13 protein-coding genes are annotated in these 16,528 nt (G+C 48.0%); 5 read left to right on the top strand and 8 right to left on the bottom strand.

The annotated features are described in order from the left end of the window. Positions 1-32: 32 nt before the first annotated feature. Positions 33-1,316, bottom strand: a complete 1,284-nt coding sequence (locus tag H4O21_RS14850) for an NAD(P)/FAD-dependent oxidoreductase (protein ID WP_182809660.1) — start codon at positions 1,314-1,316, stop codon at positions 33-35. 394 nt (positions 1,317-1,710) lie between these two features. On the opposite strand from H4O21_RS14850, the gene H4O21_RS14845 reads away from it, so the two are divergent. Beyond that, the gene (locus tag H4O21_RS14845; RefSeq protein WP_182809659.1) at positions 1,711-3,057 is read left to right on the top strand and encodes a glutamine synthetase family protein; all 1,347 of its coding nucleotides are present in this window, start codon (positions 1,711-1,713) and stop codon (positions 3,055-3,057) included. Between the two features lie 181 nt (positions 3,058-3,238). Then, positions 3,239-4,360 carry a polyamine ABC transporter substrate-binding protein gene (locus H4O21_RS14840; protein ID WP_255487318.1) on the top strand — a complete coding sequence of 374 codons (1,122 nt, stop codon included), beginning with the start codon at positions 3,239-3,241 and terminating at the stop codon, positions 4,358-4,360. Positions 4,361-4,525: 165 nt separating this feature from the next. Here the strand turns inward: H4O21_RS14840 and H4O21_RS14835 are convergent, their stop codons facing one another. Together H4O21_RS14835 and H4O21_RS14830 are read right to left on the bottom strand one after the other, a co-directional pair. Further along, positions 4,526-5,437 (bottom strand): zinc metalloprotease HtpX, encoded by a 912-nt coding sequence (locus H4O21_RS14835; protein ID WP_182809657.1) that lies wholly within the window; start codon positions 5,435-5,437, stop codon positions 4,526-4,528. A gap of 149 nt (positions 5,438-5,586) precedes the next feature. Further along, positions 5,587-6,180: a hypothetical protein gene (locus H4O21_RS14830; protein WP_182809656.1), complete on the bottom strand. Its 594-nt coding sequence runs from the start codon at positions 6,178-6,180 to the stop codon at positions 5,587-5,589. Positions 6,181-6,446: 266 nt separating this feature from the next. On the opposite strand from H4O21_RS14830, the gene H4O21_RS14825 reads away from it, so the two are divergent. The 3 genes from H4O21_RS14825 to H4O21_RS14815 all read left to right on the top strand — a co-directional run bounded on the left by H4O21_RS14825 (position 6,447) and on the right by H4O21_RS14815 (position 9,117). Then, a complete protein-coding gene (locus H4O21_RS14825) occupies positions 6,447-6,761 on the top strand; it encodes a co-chaperone GroES (RefSeq protein ID WP_182809655.1) in 315 nt (104 codons plus the stop codon). Continuing rightward, on the top strand, positions 6,758-8,389 hold the full coding sequence (gene groL / locus H4O21_RS14820; protein WP_182809654.1) for a chaperonin GroEL: 1,632 nt from the start codon (positions 6,758-6,760) through the stop codon (positions 8,387-8,389). The genes H4O21_RS14825 and groL overlap by 4 nt, the downstream gene beginning before the upstream one ends. A 407-nt stretch (positions 8,390-8,796) precedes the next feature. Then, positions 8,797-9,117, top strand: a complete 321-nt coding sequence (locus H4O21_RS14815) for a hypothetical protein (RefSeq protein ID WP_182809653.1) — start codon at positions 8,797-8,799, stop codon at positions 9,115-9,117. A 330-nt stretch (positions 9,118-9,447) separates the two neighbouring features. Here the strand turns inward: H4O21_RS14815 and H4O21_RS14810 are convergent, their stop codons facing one another. From H4O21_RS14810 to H4O21_RS14790, 5 genes are all read right to left on the bottom strand, one after another. Next, positions 9,448-10,302: a GGDEF domain-containing protein gene (locus tag H4O21_RS14810; RefSeq protein ID WP_182809652.1), complete on the bottom strand. Its 855-nt coding sequence runs from the start codon at positions 10,300-10,302 to the stop codon at positions 9,448-9,450. 260 nt (positions 10,303-10,562) lie between these two features. Next, positions 10,563-11,675 carry an osmoprotectant NAGGN system M42 family peptidase gene (locus tag H4O21_RS14805; protein WP_182809651.1) on the bottom strand — a complete coding sequence of 371 codons (1,113 nt, stop codon included), beginning with the start codon at positions 11,673-11,675 and terminating at the stop codon, positions 10,563-10,565. A gap of 11 nt (positions 11,676-11,686) precedes the next feature. Next, complete coding sequence (ngg, locus tag H4O21_RS14800; protein ID WP_182809650.1) at positions 11,687-13,429, bottom strand: N-acetylglutaminylglutamine synthetase; 1,743 nt, start codon at positions 13,427-13,429, stop codon at positions 11,687-11,689. An 11-nt stretch (positions 13,430-13,440) separates the two neighbouring features. After that, complete coding sequence (locus H4O21_RS14795; protein WP_182809649.1) at positions 13,441-15,213, bottom strand: N-acetylglutaminylglutamine amidotransferase; 1,773 nt, start codon at positions 15,211-15,213, stop codon at positions 13,441-13,443. A 301-nt stretch (positions 15,214-15,514) separates the two neighbouring features. After that, the gene (locus H4O21_RS14790; RefSeq protein WP_182809648.1) at positions 15,515-16,495 is read right to left on the bottom strand and encodes a zinc transporter ZntB; all 981 of its coding nucleotides are present in this window, start codon (positions 16,493-16,495) and stop codon (positions 15,515-15,517) included. Between the last annotated feature and the right edge of the window lie 33 nt (positions 16,496-16,528).

Here is a 16,528-nt window from a genome sequence, read left to right as displayed (position 1 = left end):
AACAGCCATTATAATGCAAAAGCACTCTCAACTCAGAAAAAACGGTCTCGTGCCGAATAATACAGCATACCAGCAACCAATCCGGGCCAGCGCAACAGAGTGCCTCCGGGGAACGAGGGCGTTGGCATACTGGCAAAGACATCAAAACGTTCAGCACTGCCACTGACCGCCTCGGCCATTAGTTTACCGCCCAGAGTAGCCAGTGCCACACCATGACCGGAATAGCCCTGGGCAACAAATACATTATCCTCAATCCGATCAAAGAGTGGCATTCGGTTCATCGTAATTGCCAGAGTGCCCCCCCAGCCATAATCAATACGCAGATCCTTTAACTCAGGATAAAACTCCAGCATATATTTACGCACAAATGCTGGAATATCCTTCGGAAAGCGAGAAGTGTAATTTTCACCTCCCCCCCACAACAAGCGGTTATCTCCTGATAGCTTGAAGTAATTGATCACAAAACGAGAATCCGCTACAGCCACGTCATCCCGGTTAATGTGTCGACATAAATCTTCACTCAAAGGCTCAGTGGCCAGAATAAAGTTATTTATGGGCATAATTTTACCGGCCACTCTGGGTTCCAGTTTTCCCAGATAGCCATTACAGGCCAGTAAAATATATTCAGCCTTAACCCGTCCTTTACGAGTGACGACACAGGCATTTTTTCCGGCCCGATAATGCTCAACCCGGCTATTCTCATAGATACGGACACCGGCCTTTTCAGCCGCTTCAGCCAGTCCAAGGGCATAATTCAGAGGATGAAGATGGGCACCCTGAGTCCAGTACTCCCCGGCAGAATAACGGTCAGTGCCCAGCATTGCAGCAACGTCTGAAGGCTCTATGTACTGAATATCCTGATAACCCAGCACCTCATGTTTATACTCAACCGACTCTTTAAATTCATCGTTATGGCCAGGCTTAGCAGCAACATGCAGAACCCCCTGCTTCAGATCACACTGAATCTGATGTCTGGCAATCAGATCTTTCACCAGATCAACAGATTCCAGAGACATTTGCCAGAGCATATCAGCCTGTTCTCTGCCGACCTTACGGATCATCTCGGCGTGATCCATATTATGCCCCTGACACACCTGCCCTCCATTACGACCCGAAGCCCCCCAGCCTACTTTTTCAGCGTCTAACAAACTGACGCTGTAACCTTTTTCAGCCAGGTGGAGAGCAGCAGACAATCCGGTGTAACCCGCACCAATCACACAAATATCAGTGTGGATCTCTTCCTGCAGCTCAGGATAGTCACGCTTTGCATTCGCAGACGCAGCGTAATAAGACGCTTCATACCCTTTCAAGCTCATTTACCCTCCAAGAAAAACCGGCTTAATATTTATCAAAGTGTGTTTAAGATATCAAAAAGCCAACCAAAAACCCGAATAATAATTCTGGTTAAAAAACATTTCAACCCACATTAAAACGTTTAAATTTAAATTTTAGTATTGATTTAGACCTTTTCATATTTTAGCCTTAAAACTGAATCATAATTCGGATTAAAAAAAGCATTAAGATTTTTTTCCGAAAAATAGTTCGACTTAACAGTTCCGGGTCAGCACTACTTCCCCGAACATAGTATGAAGCCGTCACATCGATCTGCAGGCTAATACTGATAGCCGAAGAGCAAATATCAAATTCGCGATATCTGATACCTGCTACACAGCGAAGATGTGACAAAAGCAAAAATCAAATAGGTGATGTATGGAAGCCGTGGCAAGCTTTCTCAAAGAGAATGCCATTACAGAAGTAGAGTCCACCCTGCCGGACATGACAGGCAATGCCCGGGGTAAATTCTATCCAACAGAAAAGTTTCTGGCTGAAAAAGGGGGGAAAATACCCGAGACCCTGCTAGTGCAAACCGTCAACGGAGAGTGGGCAGATAACCACTACGACATTGTTGACCCTACAGACAGAGATATGGTGCTGGAACCAGACCCGAATACATTGCGTCTGGTCCCCTGGGCAGATGAGCCAACAGCACTGGTGATCAATGACTGTTATACCAGTGATGGAGAGTTACACCCTTTGTCCAGCCGTTCTGTACTGCGTCGGGTGCTTAGCCTGTATGAAAAAGAAGGACTCAGACCAGTGATAGCCCCGGAAGTTGAGTTTTATCTGGTACAGAAAAATATCGATCCGGATTATGAACTCAAACCGGCAACCGGCCGCTCAGGTCGCAGGGAAACAGCCCGCCAGTCCTACAGCATTGATGCAGTGAATGAATTCAATCCGGTCATTGATACTCTCTACAGCTACTGTGATGAACTGCAACTGGATGTAGATACCCTGATACATGAATCCGGCGCAGCTCAGATGGAAATCAACTTCCTGCACGGGGATGCTCTCAGCCTGGCTGATCAGGTATTTATTTTCAAACGAACCCTGCGTGAAACAGCCCTGAAGCACGGAATGTATGCCACCTTTATGGCAAAACCGATGCAGAACGAACCTGGCAGTTCAATGCATATCCACCAGAGTCTGATTGATATAAAAACCGGCCAGAATATTTTTGCCGGAACAAAAGAGGGTCAATTTTCGGAGGCTTTCTATCACTACGTCGGAGGCCTGCAAAAATACACCCCGCACGCCATCTCTTTTTATGCCCCTAATGTGAACTCCTATCGCCGCTTTGCTCCGGAAATTGCAGCACCGGTGAACTTTGAATGGGGCATAGACAATCGGACAGCCGGATTACGCGCTCCTGAAGCGCCTTTAGCAGCTACTCGTCTGGAAAACCGCTTCCCCGGCGCAGATTGCAATCCATACCTGGCTATAGCTGCCAGCCTCGCCTGCGGCTATCTCGGTATGAAATCCGGTATTAAGCCAGCTGCCCCTGCGGCCGGTATTACAGCAGAAGAAGGCGATCCTGTGGAAGTTGCCCGCTCCCTGGAAGAGGCTCTGAGGTTGCTGGAAGACTGCCCTGAGTTACAGGATATACTGGGTAAACGCTTTATTGATGCTTATGTAGGAGTAAAACGCGCGGAGTTTGAAACCTTCAATAAGGTCATCAGTTCATGGGAACGTGAATTTCTCCTGTTAACAGTCTGAATCGGTTTTCAATCCAATAGCTGGCTGTCACATTTTCTGTGAGGCAACCGGCTATTGCCTGACATTTACAACACATCTGAGCATAACCTTGCTGCCAGTATCTGCCGTATCCGGCTGCAGGCAAGCCTGTATAACAATACTTATGTTCCGTGCTTATAAACATTGACGAGAGGCTACAACAATGACAACAGCGATGTCATCCCATTTAAAAAAACTGGCAGCAACCGCTGCTCTGAGCATGGCTGCCTGGGCTCCGGCAAGCTGGGCACAGGAAATACTGAATTTTTATAACTGGTCAGATTATATCGGAGAGGACACCATCGCCCGCTTTGAGAAAGAAACCGGTATTAAAGTCAATTACGATGTCTATGACAGTAATGAAACACTGGAAGCCAAATTGCTGGCAGGCAATACCGGTTATGATCTGGTTGTTCCCACCTCACACTTTATGTCATTACAGATCAAAGCTGGTATTTTCCGCAAGCTGGACAAGGCCTTACTGCCCAATCTGAAAAATATGGACCCTGAACTGATGGCTATGCTGGAGAATAAAGACCCCGGCAATCAGTACGGCGTACCTTATCTGTGGGGTACAACAGGTATTGGCTACAATCCTGAGCTGGTAGCAGAAGTGCTGGGAGATAACGCCCCACTGAACAGCTGGGATCTGGTATTTAATCCGGAAAACATGAAAAAGCTGGCAGAGTGTGGCGTCACTTTCCTGGACTCCTCCGATGAAATGTTCCCATTCGCCCTGATCTACAACGGGGAAGACCCCAATGCTCGTGGGCGTCAGCATTTTAAATCCAATAGCCCTGCCACCAAAACACTGAAAGCGGTGCGCCCTTATATCAAACAGTTCACCTCATCTCAGTACACCAATGATCTGGCCAATGGTGATATCTGTGTCGCAGTCGGTTTTTCCGGTGATATTTTCCAGGCATCGGCACGGGCTGAAGAAGCTGGCAATGGTGTAGAAGTCGTTTACAGCATCCCAAAAGAAGGCAGTGAAATGTGGTTTGATATGCTGCTAATCCCGGCAGATGCTAAAAATGCTGAAAACGCCCATAAATTTATCAATTATCTGATGCGCCCTGAAGTGATTGCAGAGATCACAGATTACGTCTGGTACGCCAATCCGAATCCTGCCTCAACCGCTCTGATCAACCCGGAAATCGCTAACGATCCGGCTATCTATCCGGCACAATCGGTACGCGACAATCTGTTTATCAGCATGGAAGAAAATCCTAAAGTGGCCAAAATACGTAATCGTACCTGGACTGAGATAAAGGCAGGCCGCTGATCTGGAAACACCACAGCGACCTTACAAATCAGCAACAGATAAATACAAACAGCAGCACAGGCTCATCTGAAATAGCGGGAAATCAATCCTGCGATACAAGGTAGCCTGGACGCCGCTTTCGATTCTGGTATCAGTGCAGGCATCCGAGGCACTAAAATCGCACGCTCAGATATTGACTCTGCTCAATCGGGGGTGGTCATAAACTGCCCCCACCTTTACATGGGAAGCCCAGGGTGTTTCAAGTTGTCTCAGCACACGAATTCGTTCTTCAGTTGCAGGATGAGAGCGTAGTAAAGACGGCTGTGATTGTTGGTAGCCTGGAAGTATCCGCTGCCATCCCTTGCGACCACCCATATCTATTTTTGCCAGAGCAGAAGCAAGTCCTACCGGATCACCTGTCAGATGAACAGCCTGCAGATCAGCGGAAAACTCACGGGTTCGGGACAGTTTCATCTGCAACATTCCCGACAACCAGGGGATTAACACTAACAGCAACAGGGCTAGCAGAGACAAATCCACTAATCCTGCCAGCACCATCGGCGTTAATAGCAGCGTCATCACACAGGCCGCCAGCGCCAGTAGATAGTTTAACCGGCTGATCATGTCGGCTAAGGTCATCAAGCGAGTATCATTATGGGCAATATGACTGATCTCATGGGCCATCACCCCGGCCAGTTCACGTTGGGTCAGGGTGTTCAGCAGCCCGTAAGTTAAGCCCACACCAGAGCGGGCTTCATCGCCCACAGAAAAGGCATTCAACATACGACTGGGTATCCAGTACAACTCAGGCACCCGGTTAAGTCCTGCACGCTGAGACAATATCTGAGCGACACGATACAACTCAGGTGCCTCCTGATAGCTCAACCGACGAGCATTATAGATCCGCAATGTCCAGTGCGTGGGCAACAGTCGCAGAGTGGTCACCAGAACTGCACTGACAACCAACAGACACAGCCAGAAGCTCCAGCCGAATAACAGATAAACACTGAATGCCAGTAACAACGACATCGAGCACACTGACACCAGAGTATGCAGCGTATTGCGCCGCTGATGCTTTTTCACATTGAACTGATTCATAGTACCCCCTCTGCCCACCTGATACATGCCCGAAAGGATTACTTTTACTCTTTCCCCTTTTCGGCGTTGTCACTCAGGTGTAGCGCATACAAGTACGATGCTTAGTGCACTGATAACACTATAGGGTGTAAGGGCTACTGATCAGAAAATCAATGGTGAGATCCCATATGATCCACATCAATGCCCAGAACCCTTAACTTGTTTGCCAGCCCTGGTTCTTTAGTCTTCTGCCATTGCTGATAAATCGCAATCACATTATCCGTATCAGATAGGGTGTTTCGACTGCATACCTGAGCAACCAGCGCAATCATCTCCTCAAAAGCACTGGAAAGCTCCAGATATATGTGGGGGGCATGATGATCATGATCCGCCAGATATTCATAAGCCCCGCCGCCCATACCACTGAGGTAGTCTTTACCCAGGCCCTTACGGGCAAAAACTTCAGGGAACAATGCTGACATAAACAGTGACAGATCGCCTAACTGGCGCAGAATTAAGCAGCGCTGCCACATACGCTCACTATTTAAGGCATCCTGATACAGCAGCGCCAGAGGCCTGAGACCGTATTCACCATCCTGATAGGCAAACAGCTGTCGACTGTCTCCCAAACGGGCAAGCATCTCACCCAGATACCAGAGGGTATCTTCATGAGGCTGAGGTTTAAGCCCACCGCCAAAATGTATTAACTGCTCATGAAAATAAGCACTGAGTGATGTTTTCTGAATAATGGAAGATGAAGCCATAAAGCACCTCCAAATACGCATATTCAAGCATAAACAGGTATTTCGTATTTTCGGTATACCTCTGAACCAATCGACAAATCAATACAGAAAAAGTTTATGGGTTCAGTTTAACCTGCTGTATTCCATGACTTTTATCGCCAGATAATTTTTTTAAATTTTTTTCAGAAAAAGTCTTGAAACTCTTTTCAGTGACCCTATCTAGCGATTTTGACAGGATCTGACCCTGTTTTGTTTCTGATTAAACCTCATTATAGGAGATCTGTTTAATGTCGATTAAACCTCTCTATGACCGTGTGGTTGTGCGTCGATTAGAAGCTGAAACCACCACGGAAAGTGGCATTATCATTCCAGACGCCGCCGCTGAGCAGCCTGCTCAGGGCGAAATCGTAGCTGTCGGTGACGGCCTGCTGACAGAGCAGGGGGAACGTCGCCCTCTCGCGGTCAGTGTGGGAGATCAGGTGATTTTTGGTCAATACGCAGGCTCCAAAATTCAACTGAATGGTGAAGAATTACTGGTAATGAAAGAGTCAGACATTCTGGCCGTTGTTGAATGGTCAGCGACAGAGGAGAAAGCCGCATGAGTGCTAAAGCTGTAACCTTTTCATCTGAAGCCCGTGAACGCATGTTAACCGGCGTCAATGTACTAGCCGATGCAGTAAAAGCCACCCTGGGTCCAAAAGGACGCAATGTCGTACTGGACAAAGGGTTTGGTGCCCCTCGTATTACAAAAGATGGTGTATCCGTGGCTAAAGAGATCGAACTGAAAGATAAGTTCGAAAACATGGGTGCCCAGATGGTTAAAGAGGTGTCATCTAAAACCGCTGATGTTGCGGGCGATGGCACCACAACTGCGACGGTACTGGCTCAGGCTCTGGTACGGGAAGGGCACAAGTCTATTGCTGCCGGCATGAACCCTATGGATCTGAAACGCGGTATTGATGCCGTGGTCAAAGCCTCCGTCGATGAGCTGAAACAGCTATCCAAACCTTGTGACGATGCTAATTCCATTCGTCAGGTGGCGACCGTTTCTGCCAACTGGAATACCGATATCGGTGATATTCTGGCCGAAGCGATGGAGAAAGCGGGCCGTGATGGTGTGATTACCGTTGAGGAAGGTAAATCCCTGCACAACGAACTGGATGTCGTGGAAGGGATGCAGTTTGACCGTGGTTATCTGTCCCCTTATTTCATTAATAATCAGGATAAGATGCTGACGGAGCTGGATAATCCCCTGATCCTGCTCTACGACAAGAAGATCAGCGCCATCCGGGATCTGCTGCCGGTACTGGAAACGGTGGCCAAAGAAGGGAAGCCCTTACTGTTGATCGCGGAGGATATCGAAGGGGAAGCCCTGTCCACACTGGTGGTGAATAACCTGCGCGGAGTCCTTAAAGCCGCTGCGGTTAAAGCCCCTGGCTTTGGTGATCGCCGCAAAGCGATGCTGGAAGATATTGCGGTATTGACCGGCGCAACGGTTATCAGTGAAGAAACCGGTATGAGCCTGGAAACCACTACCCTGGAACATCTGGGGCAGGCCAAACGCTGCGTGATCACTAAGGACCATACCACCCTGGTAGACGGTGCCGGTGAAGCAAGCGACATCGAGGCCCGTGTTGAGCAGATTCGTCGCGAAATCGATCAAACCAGCTCCGATTACGATAAGGAAAAACTGCAGGAACGCGTTGCAAAACTGGCGGGCGGTGTCGCCGTTGTCAAAGTGGGTGCCGCCACAGAAGTGGAGATGAAAGAGAAAAAAGATCTGGTGGATGATGCCCTGCACGCCACCCGGGCGGCTCTGGAAGAAGGTATCGTACCGGGCGGCGGTGTTAGTCTGGTGCGCATTGCCCAGAATATCCAGCTCGATAATCTGGCATTGCAAAACCGGGATCAGGAAGTCGGGGCGAAAATTGCTCTGCGTGCGATGGAAGAGCCTTTCCGTCAGATCATTACCAACGCCGGTCTGGAAGCCAGTGTGGTACTGGAAAAAGTACGCAGCGCGGACTCCACCACTCACGGCTTTAACGCACAGACCGAAGTCTATGGCGATATGCTGGAGATGGGCATTATCGACCCGGCTAAAGTGACCCGCTCAGCACTGCAACACGCAGGCTCAATCGCTGGCCTGATGTTAACCACCGAAGTGATGGTGACCGATGCACCAAAAGATGAGGAGGCTTCCGCTTTACCCGCCCACAACGATTGGGGGTAGTAAAACCTTGCCTTCCCGTGTTGTAAGCGAATAGTCCTGCATTTTTTAGTCTTTACAGACCTTTACTGACAAGTCGTTTGGGGGGCTTACCGCCCCCCTTTTTTGCCCTGTGCGGCTATTCGTTAAACAACCTCTTATCAAATTTCCGAGCGACGTCACTTTCTGAACGATACCATTTTCCCAGCGACTCTATTTTTCGGACGACATCATAAGTACGCCTTGATGAAAGGAACGCGGGTGAATCGAATAGCCGCTCAGATAGCCACTCGGATAACAACGAAGCGGACGGGCAGAATAACCAGGTTAAACAGAAAGAGGAGATCACCACGGACCGGTTCAGTTTAGAGAAACAGCAGGGCTATTGGCAGCTGACAAAAGGTCAGATCGCAGCACTGGATGAGAACGCTTTGCAGAATCAGGCAGAGCAGTTTGCCGAACAGCTTTCAGGGCTCACCATTGAGGGACTGGCAGATACTCTGCCTATGACATCATCAGCACTTTCATTAACTCTGTCGGCTAAGGGTAAAAATGATCTTCAACTGAATTTATCAGAACAGGATAATACGTATTATCTGACACCCGAACAGTCGGATTACAGCTTTCTTCTGTCAGAATCAGACTACCGACAACTGGTCAATCTGATTCAGTGGCATCCTCAGAAACTGTCTGTTACTGACAAGGATGCGACTCAGAACAAACCTGCTGAGACAGAGAAAAAATCAACTTAGAATGAGGCACTCACCCAACCGGGAGGGATCCGGGTACAGCTCTGAGTACCCAGAAGAAATGACTAATATGACCAGACCTCGCGCCAGAGGTTTGGTCGTTGCTTTATCGCCCTTATTGACAACATTATTAATTTATCTGCCAACGGATAAGCTGGTGAATACCTGGCCAGGATAATCCTATTCGGCTTGTGGTAATCGGGCTGCTTATGGAGGCATGCATACACCAAGACTGGTTCAGGCTAAGATTTACAATACCGTTTGCTGGCACTCTGCTCTCTTAAATGCTGTATTGTCAGAACCCCTGCAGATTTATATCTCAGGGTAAATGAGTCAATTTTCCCGTATTGCGCATTGAGAAATTATTAGCTGGTTTTTGCCATTATGTTTAGCTTCATATAATGCTTCATCTGCAGCCGATATTAATGTTTCTGGAGTCCTGCATACTTTATTTAACGAACCTAAACCAATACTGACGGTTACAGAAAATCCATCAAATTCTAACTGTTCAACCTGTTTACGGATACGCTCGCCTACTTTAGATGCATTTTTCTCCTTTGTTTCAGGCATAATGACCGAAAGCTCCTCACCTCCATAGCGAATTGCCATGTCTGATTCCCGGATAGACTGCTTCAGACAGGCGCCTAATTCTGCCAGCACTTTATCTCCGGTCATATGGCCATAATTATCATTAACCTGCTTAAAATCATCGATATCGATCATTAACAGGCATAGAGGTGTGTTGTTATGTATAGCATTCCCAATGCTTGTTTTGATCATAACATCGAAAACATCACGGATATAAAGGCCTGTAAGCTCATCAATCGTTGCTGCCCGACTTACAAAATCACTTTTATCCTGCTCGATGATTTTAGGAGCCGACAGGTGCTCAGAACAATTGGTTAAATAATCAAGTGTGGCGACGCTGAGACCGACATCTCTTTGAAGGATATTGTTTAGCTTATCCATATGCTGTCTGATCCCGGACCATAAACGTTTAGCCTGTGCTTCTGTGTAAGACTCATGTGTGAGAGACATAAGAAGGGTTGAGTACAGGATGTCAGGGTACTTTTTTTCGTAGAACTGCAGTCTTTCCGGGGTTGAAGTGATATGACTGATTTCTCTTAGAGACAGTGAGCCTGATTCGATTGTAATAATCTCTTCAAGCTGCTGATTGTCATTTTTCATATTGATCCATTTTCTAAAAGCCCTGGCCGGGAAAGCTTAATTAAGCGTGTGGCAGAGATAACTTTGAGATCATGAGCAGAGTTGCCTGGAGATCAACTGATCCGTGATGATCAAATTATAGTCATATCTGGAAAAGCTCAGTATACATAAATAATGTTCTGCTGTTCTCAACGCTTTCCAGCTGAAGAGAACAGCAGCAATTCAACCGTTTTTATGTAACTTTGTGTTGTATAGTGGTCGCCTGAAAGCTCATCAAGAAACTATATATCTTTAATGGGGAAGTCTTTCAGGGGACCCAGAGCATGTTCATCACGATGAAACAGGGGGCCGGATTGCATATACAGAGTCAGCAACTGAGCAACCGTTGCCACTGAAGACTGATGGGTGCGCTCATAACCATGAGAGGCATCCAGAGCAAAACAGATCAGTCCCGTACGGATATCGCTACCCGCTTCCAATGCTGCCGCGGCATCACTGCGATAATAGCGAAATACATCCCGGCTGAATTCCAGGCGGTGTTCTTTACACAGGTTTATCAGATGATGAGTTAAGTGGCGGTCAAAGGGGCCACTGGAGTCCTGCATCGCAATGGTCACGCCATACTCTGAAGTGTTTTGTTCAGGGGCGATGGTGCCGTTATCTACCGCCAGCAACTCAGCCACATCGCCATGTAATATATGGGATGCACCAACACCGACCTCTTCCGAGATGGTAAACAGCAGATGGCAATCCATCTCCAGTGGCTGATTATGCTCTTTGATCGCTTTAGCCGCGGCCAGCAGAGCGGCAGCGCCGGCTTTATCATCCAGAAAACGGGATACCCAGAAACCGTTAGCGCAGAACTCTGGCTGAGGGTCTACAGCGATAATATCACCAACATTGATCCCTGCGGCTTCGAGATCTTCAGCGCAGGACAATGTATGATCCAGACGTAGTTCAAGATTGTTCCAACTGGCTTCCTGTTTATCCACTTCACTGCCGTAAGTATGACCAGAGGCTTTTTTCGGCAGTATGGTGCCCCGATAGGTGCGGCCACTTTCGGTGAATACGGTCACACGGGCGCCTTCAGCGGAGCGCGCAGGCCAGGTGCCAATAGAAGCGATCTCCAGGCGGCCATTGGCTTTATATTTTCGAACGATAGCACCCAGGGTGTCCAAATGGGCCGCAATCGCCCGATCAGGACTGTTCTGTCGACCATACAGATTAGCCCGAATAGCGCCGCGACGGGTCAGTTCATATTCAATGCCCAGATTTTCCAGCTCATGGCAAACCCACTGCACCACACTGTCGGTCATGCCGGCGGGACTGGGGATGGTTAACAGAGACATCAGGGTATTCTTAAGATAATCCTGATCAATGGTTAATGCTTGCATAACGACACCTCTCAGGATGGCTGTGTTTGTGGAAACAGCAGATCAACCAACCTTTCTGCTGTAGGCTGAGGTTCATGGTTGGCTAATCCTGGTCGTTCATTGGCTTCAATAATGTGATAAACGGGTTTATCCGGGGCGTCGACCATCATATCCAGCCCAACCACTGGAATATTCAGTGCCTTCGCGGCTTTTTCAGCGGCATCGACAAGCTGAGGGTGCAGTTTCTGCGTCACATCGGTCATGGTGCCACCGGTATGCAGATTCGCCGTCTTACGCACCGTCAGGGTCTGACCACAAGGCAAGGTATCGCCCAGTGAAAATCCTGCGTCGGCAATACAGCGCAAGGTTTCGCTATCCAGAGGGATATAGCTTTCTCCACCAGTGGCCCTGGAGCGACGATGGCTCTGTTTTTCAATCAGCGTTTGAATATCATTCTGGCCATTGCCTGTAATGCGAGCAGGAATACGTACAGAAGCCGCCACCACCTGATAATTGATCACAACAATTCTCAGATCCTGACCTTCAACAAACTGTTCGGCGATAGCCGTATCACCTGTCGAACACACCTGTTTCCAGGCATCCAGTACAGAACCTTCATCGCTTAAATCGACAAATACATGATCGCCCTGCTCACCATTGGCAGGTTTAATCACTAAACGCTGGTGTTGGTGGAGGAAGTCCAGCAAATCACCACTATTCTCAGGAGTAATCTGCTTCGGTACAGATAAGCCGATTTTATTGAGTACGCGATGTGTTACCGCTTTATCACTGCACAAACTCATCGCCACAGCACTGGTCAGGTCGGTCAGGGATTCCCGACAGTGAATAGTTCTGCCCCCCAGAGACAAGCTGAAAAAGCCCTGTTCCGCATCCTGTATATCCACCGCGATGCCTCTGCGACAGGCTTCTTCGATAATAATACGGGCATAAATATTTAACGTTTGTGGCGGTTGCTGGCCGGTATAAAGCTTCTCGTTAACCGCATTGCGATTTTTGATGCAGTACACCGGAATCGCTTTAAAGCCCAGGTGCTCATACAGTGCAATCGCCTGATGGTTATCGTGCATCACGGACAGATCCATAAAGCTGCGCCCCTGGGATTTAAAGTGGGCTGCCAACGCCTGAATCAGGGCTTTGCCCAAACCGCTCCAGCTGGTTTGAGAATCTGTTGCCAAAGCCCATAGGCTGGAGCCGTTATCAGGATCGTTAAACGCCTGCTGATGATCCACTCCTGTGATCACTCCAACGATATCTCCGTTGCCTGTTTCCCTTGCCACCAGCATGATCACACTGTCATTAGCATCAAGGCTGGATAGGTAGCCTTCCCGCACGGGTATCATATGGCGGCTCTTATAGATGCGGTTAATAGCGTATTCATCCGCAACAGCCGCAGGTTCAATGATCAAACCTTTTGGGATATCGGGACGAATGCTCGCACTTAAGTCCAGACGATAAGTCAGTGAAGGGTCCAGAAACAGTTCCTGTGGGTACTGGGCTACCAGTACCTGCGGGTTTCTGACGTAAAGGGCAATATTACGCTGACCGTGGGTCTCATCCCGCAGCACTTCCGTCAGTTGTGTATCCTTATTAAAGGTCTGACTGAAGATCAGGTTACCCCAGCCACAGTCCACCTGACGGTTCATATTAGCGCAAGGCTTCGCCTGGCTAGGTCGCTCCCCCCAGTGTTTCAGGGAGACCATGCCGGTAATATCCATGGTTGTTTCGCGTTTGGGAAACTCATGACCCGTTTGCATGTTCACACTCCTTATATCTGATGGGTTTGTAGCCAAAGTTCCAGTAAAGCCACCTGCCAGAGGCGTGAGCCACGCAAAGGCGTCAGATGCTCTTTTGGATTATCCAGCAGGGTATCGATATAGTGAGACTGAAAAAGGCCCCGTTCACGACAGGCTGTGCTGTTCAGAGTATCTCGTACCATCTCCAGATAAGGGCCTTCGATATACTTCAGTGCGGGTACCGGGAAATAGCCCTTGGGACGATCAATCACTGCATCAGGAATTACCTGACGGGCGGCCTCTTTCAGAATCCATTTCCCATCATTCTTAACCTTCAGTTCAGGGGGCATTCGAGCAGCCAGTTCAACAACTTCGTGATCGAGGAAAGGCACACGGGCTTCCAGCCCCCAGGCCATGGTCATATTGTCGACGCGCTTAACCGGATCTTCGGTCAGCATCACCGTGGTATCCAACTGCAGCGCACTGTTAATGGTGCTATCTGAGATACCGGAAGCGAAATGATCACGCACAAAATCACCGGCATAATCCTGCTCCACCCAGCGGGACTGCACCATCTGCTGATAACGCTCGAAGTTCTGATCCATAAAGTACTGGCAGTAAGTCCCGGCATCGGCTTGCTGCGACATTAGCGGTGGATACCAGTGATAGCCACCGAAGACTTCATCAGCCCCCTGGCCAGATTGCACCACCTTCATGTCTTTCGATACTTCCCGTGACAGGAGCCAGAAAGCGATATTGTCGTAACTCACCATAGGCTCAGACATCGCTTTAAAGCTCTCGGGCAGATGCTTTAACAGCTCGTGGGAAGGGATCTCAATCTTATGGTGTTCGGTGCCAAAATGTTTAGCAATCAGGTCTGAGTATTCAAACTCATCACCACGCTCACCTCCTGACGCTTCAAAGCCAATAGAGTAGGTATGCAGTGGCTGCGCGGAGTATTGGGCCAGTAAACCGGTAATCAGGCTGGAGTCCACACCGCCAGATAACAGCACCCCAACAGGAACATCCGCAATAGCACGACGTTCAACAGCTCTATGCAGCCTGAATAGCAAGGCTTCTTTCCAATCCTCAGCGGACATCCCTTTATCCGATGGCAATTGTTTATTGGACAACTGCCACCATCGAATTTCCTGCAGTTTCTGTCCATCACGCCAGACCTGATAAGTGCCCGGTTCTACTTTTTTAATCTCTTTTAACAGCGTTCTGGGTGCAGGGACGACCGAGTGGAAGCTCATATAGAAGTTAAGGGCGGCAGGATCCAGTTCTGGTGTGATTAACCCTGAAGCCAGAATCGCGTGTGTGGTTGATGCAAAAAGCAGAGCCTGATCGGTATCGGAATAGTACAGAGGCTTGATGCCTAAGCGGTCACGCGTCAGTATCAGCTCATTGTTACGCCAGTCATTGATTGCGATGGCGAACATGCCATTAAAGCGTTTGAAGCACTCCTTGCCCCAGGCATGGTAGGCTTTACCAATGACCTCGGTATCGCTGACAGAAAAGAATCGATAACCCTTTTCCCTCAGCGCCTGCCTTATTTCCTGAAAGTTGTAGATACAGCCATTGAAAGCCACATCCAGGCCAAGTTCCGGGTCAGCCATAGGTTGTTGCCCCTGATCAGACAGATCAATAATCTGTAATCTGCGGTGACCAAGTGCAGTATTATTCCTGACTAATACTCCTTTCGCATCAGGTCCTCTCTGGCGCATGGTGTCTGTCATTTGTTCGATGATTGCGCCCGGTTCGATATTGGTTTTCCGGGCTATAATCCCGGCTAAGCCACACATAAATCCTCCATATAAGTGTGATGATTGCCCCTTTATTATTACATCACGAACATTTCGTGTTCAAATGATTTATTTATGTTTTTTGAAAATACTTACTGTCGTTTTGTTTCTGATTAAATCACAATGCACACATAACACACTGTTTTTAAATGATTTTTAGCTTTTTATAAATAATATGTGATGTGTAATAGACCAGAACTACAACCCATTTTTATATATCGAGAGGAAAAAGTACTTAGCAGGATGAATTAATAGCAAGATGATGGGTGCAATTTGTAGAGGGGAGAAAAAGAATGTGGCTTTACAGCCACTTTTTCCAACGCATGATGCAGACCTGCACAATGACAATTGCGATAAGCACTATGACGACACTTTTAAAAGCCTGCGGATTATCCAGACCAGGTAAACCCGCAACATTAATTCCCAGCAGCCCTGTGATAAAACTGATTGGCAGGAAAATCGCGGTAATGATCGATAACAAATAGACTCTGGCGTTAGCCTTCTCTGCCAGTTGATTAGATAACTCCTGCTGTACCACAGCACTTCTTTCCTTCATCGCTGACAAGTCTTCCAGGTATCTCACCAGGCGATCACTGATCTCTCTTAATCTTTTCTTCTGGTTTTTTTCGATCCAATCAATCTTTTCCGTCAACAAATGATTTAAGGCTTCTCTTTGCGGTGCAAGGTAACGCTGTAATGTAATCAATTGTCGCCTTATCGTTTGTAGTTCATGGCGTACATTGCCATGAGCAGTATTTAGCACATAATCTTCCAGCTCAGCCAGCTGCTCTTCATAATGCTCAACCGTCGCACCAATATCCCAGATCATATGATCACAAAGATCAACAATGAGTTCAGTAGAAGATTTTGGCGGCTGCTGCCTCTGAATCTGCTCTCGGAGCCCCTGTATAGAGCTGAGCTTTCTGCGCCGGACACTTATAACACGGTTATGCTCTATCCATAGACGAATTGAGATCATGTCATCCGCATCCTGCCCCGGATTAAGATTAACCCCTCTCAGAATAAGCAGGATTCCTGCATCAGCCGGCAGGCACCTGGGGCGAGTATCTTCAGCAATCATCGCCTCAACCATAAGAGGCTCCAATTGAGAATATTGCTTCAACCAATCGGTAGTACCCGAAGCATTGAGATCAAAGTGCAACCAGATAAAGCTATCTGCAGCAGACTCCGGGCCTGCTGAATCTAAGCCAATCTGCTCTGTTTTACCTTTTCTATCAAAGCGATAGCCATGAATTAAGGCATCTTCGTAATTATTTGTCATAAGCATGGTGTCTTAATAATGAATCGTGTTGTA

The sequence above is a fragment of the Oceanospirillum sediminis genome, from assembly GCF_014164585.1.
Classification (GTDB): domain Bacteria; phylum Pseudomonadota; class Gammaproteobacteria; order Pseudomonadales; family Halomonadaceae; genus Oceanospirillum; species Oceanospirillum sediminis.
This window is presented reverse-complemented; position numbering and strand designations above follow the sequence as displayed.

Bases quoted from the DNA above. Each gene is read 5' to 3' on its own strand.
- H4O21_RS14850 (WP_182809660.1), bottom strand. From the start codon at position 1,316: ATGAGCTTGAAAGGGTATGAAGCGTCTTATTACGCTGCGTCTGCGAAT.
- H4O21_RS14845 (WP_182809659.1), top strand. From the start codon at position 1,711: ATGGAAGCCGTGGCAAGCTTTCTCAAAGAGAATGCCATTACAGAAGTA.
- H4O21_RS14840 (WP_255487318.1), top strand. From the start codon at position 3,239: ATGACAACAGCGATGTCATCCCATTTAAAAAAACTGGCAGCAACCGCT.
- H4O21_RS14835 (WP_182809657.1), bottom strand. From the start codon at position 5,437: ATGAATCAGTTCAATGTGAAAAAGCATCAGCGGCGCAATACGCTGCAT.
- H4O21_RS14830 (WP_182809656.1), bottom strand. From the start codon at position 6,180: ATGGCTTCATCTTCCATTATTCAGAAAACATCACTCAGTGCTTATTTT.
- H4O21_RS14825 (WP_182809655.1), top strand. From the start codon at position 6,447: ATGTCGATTAAACCTCTCTATGACCGTGTGGTTGTGCGTCGATTAGAA.
- groL (WP_182809654.1), top strand. From the start codon at position 6,758: ATGAGTGCTAAAGCTGTAACCTTTTCATCTGAAGCCCGTGAACGCATG.
- H4O21_RS14810 (WP_182809652.1), bottom strand. From the start codon at position 10,302: ATGAAAAATGACAATCAGCAGCTTGAAGAGATTATTACAATCGAATCA.
- H4O21_RS14805 (WP_182809651.1), bottom strand. From the start codon at position 11,675: ATGCAAGCATTAACCATTGATCAGGATTATCTTAAGAATACCCTGATG.
- ngg (WP_182809650.1), bottom strand. From the start codon at position 13,429: ATGCAAACGGGTCATGAGTTTCCCAAACGCGAAACAACCATGGATATT.
- H4O21_RS14795 (WP_182809649.1), bottom strand. From the start codon at position 15,213: ATGTGTGGCTTAGCCGGGATTATAGCCCGGAAAACCAATATCGAACCG.
- H4O21_RS14790 (WP_182809648.1), bottom strand. From the start codon at position 16,495: ATGACAAATAATTACGAAGATGCCTTAATTCATGGCTATCGCTTTGAT.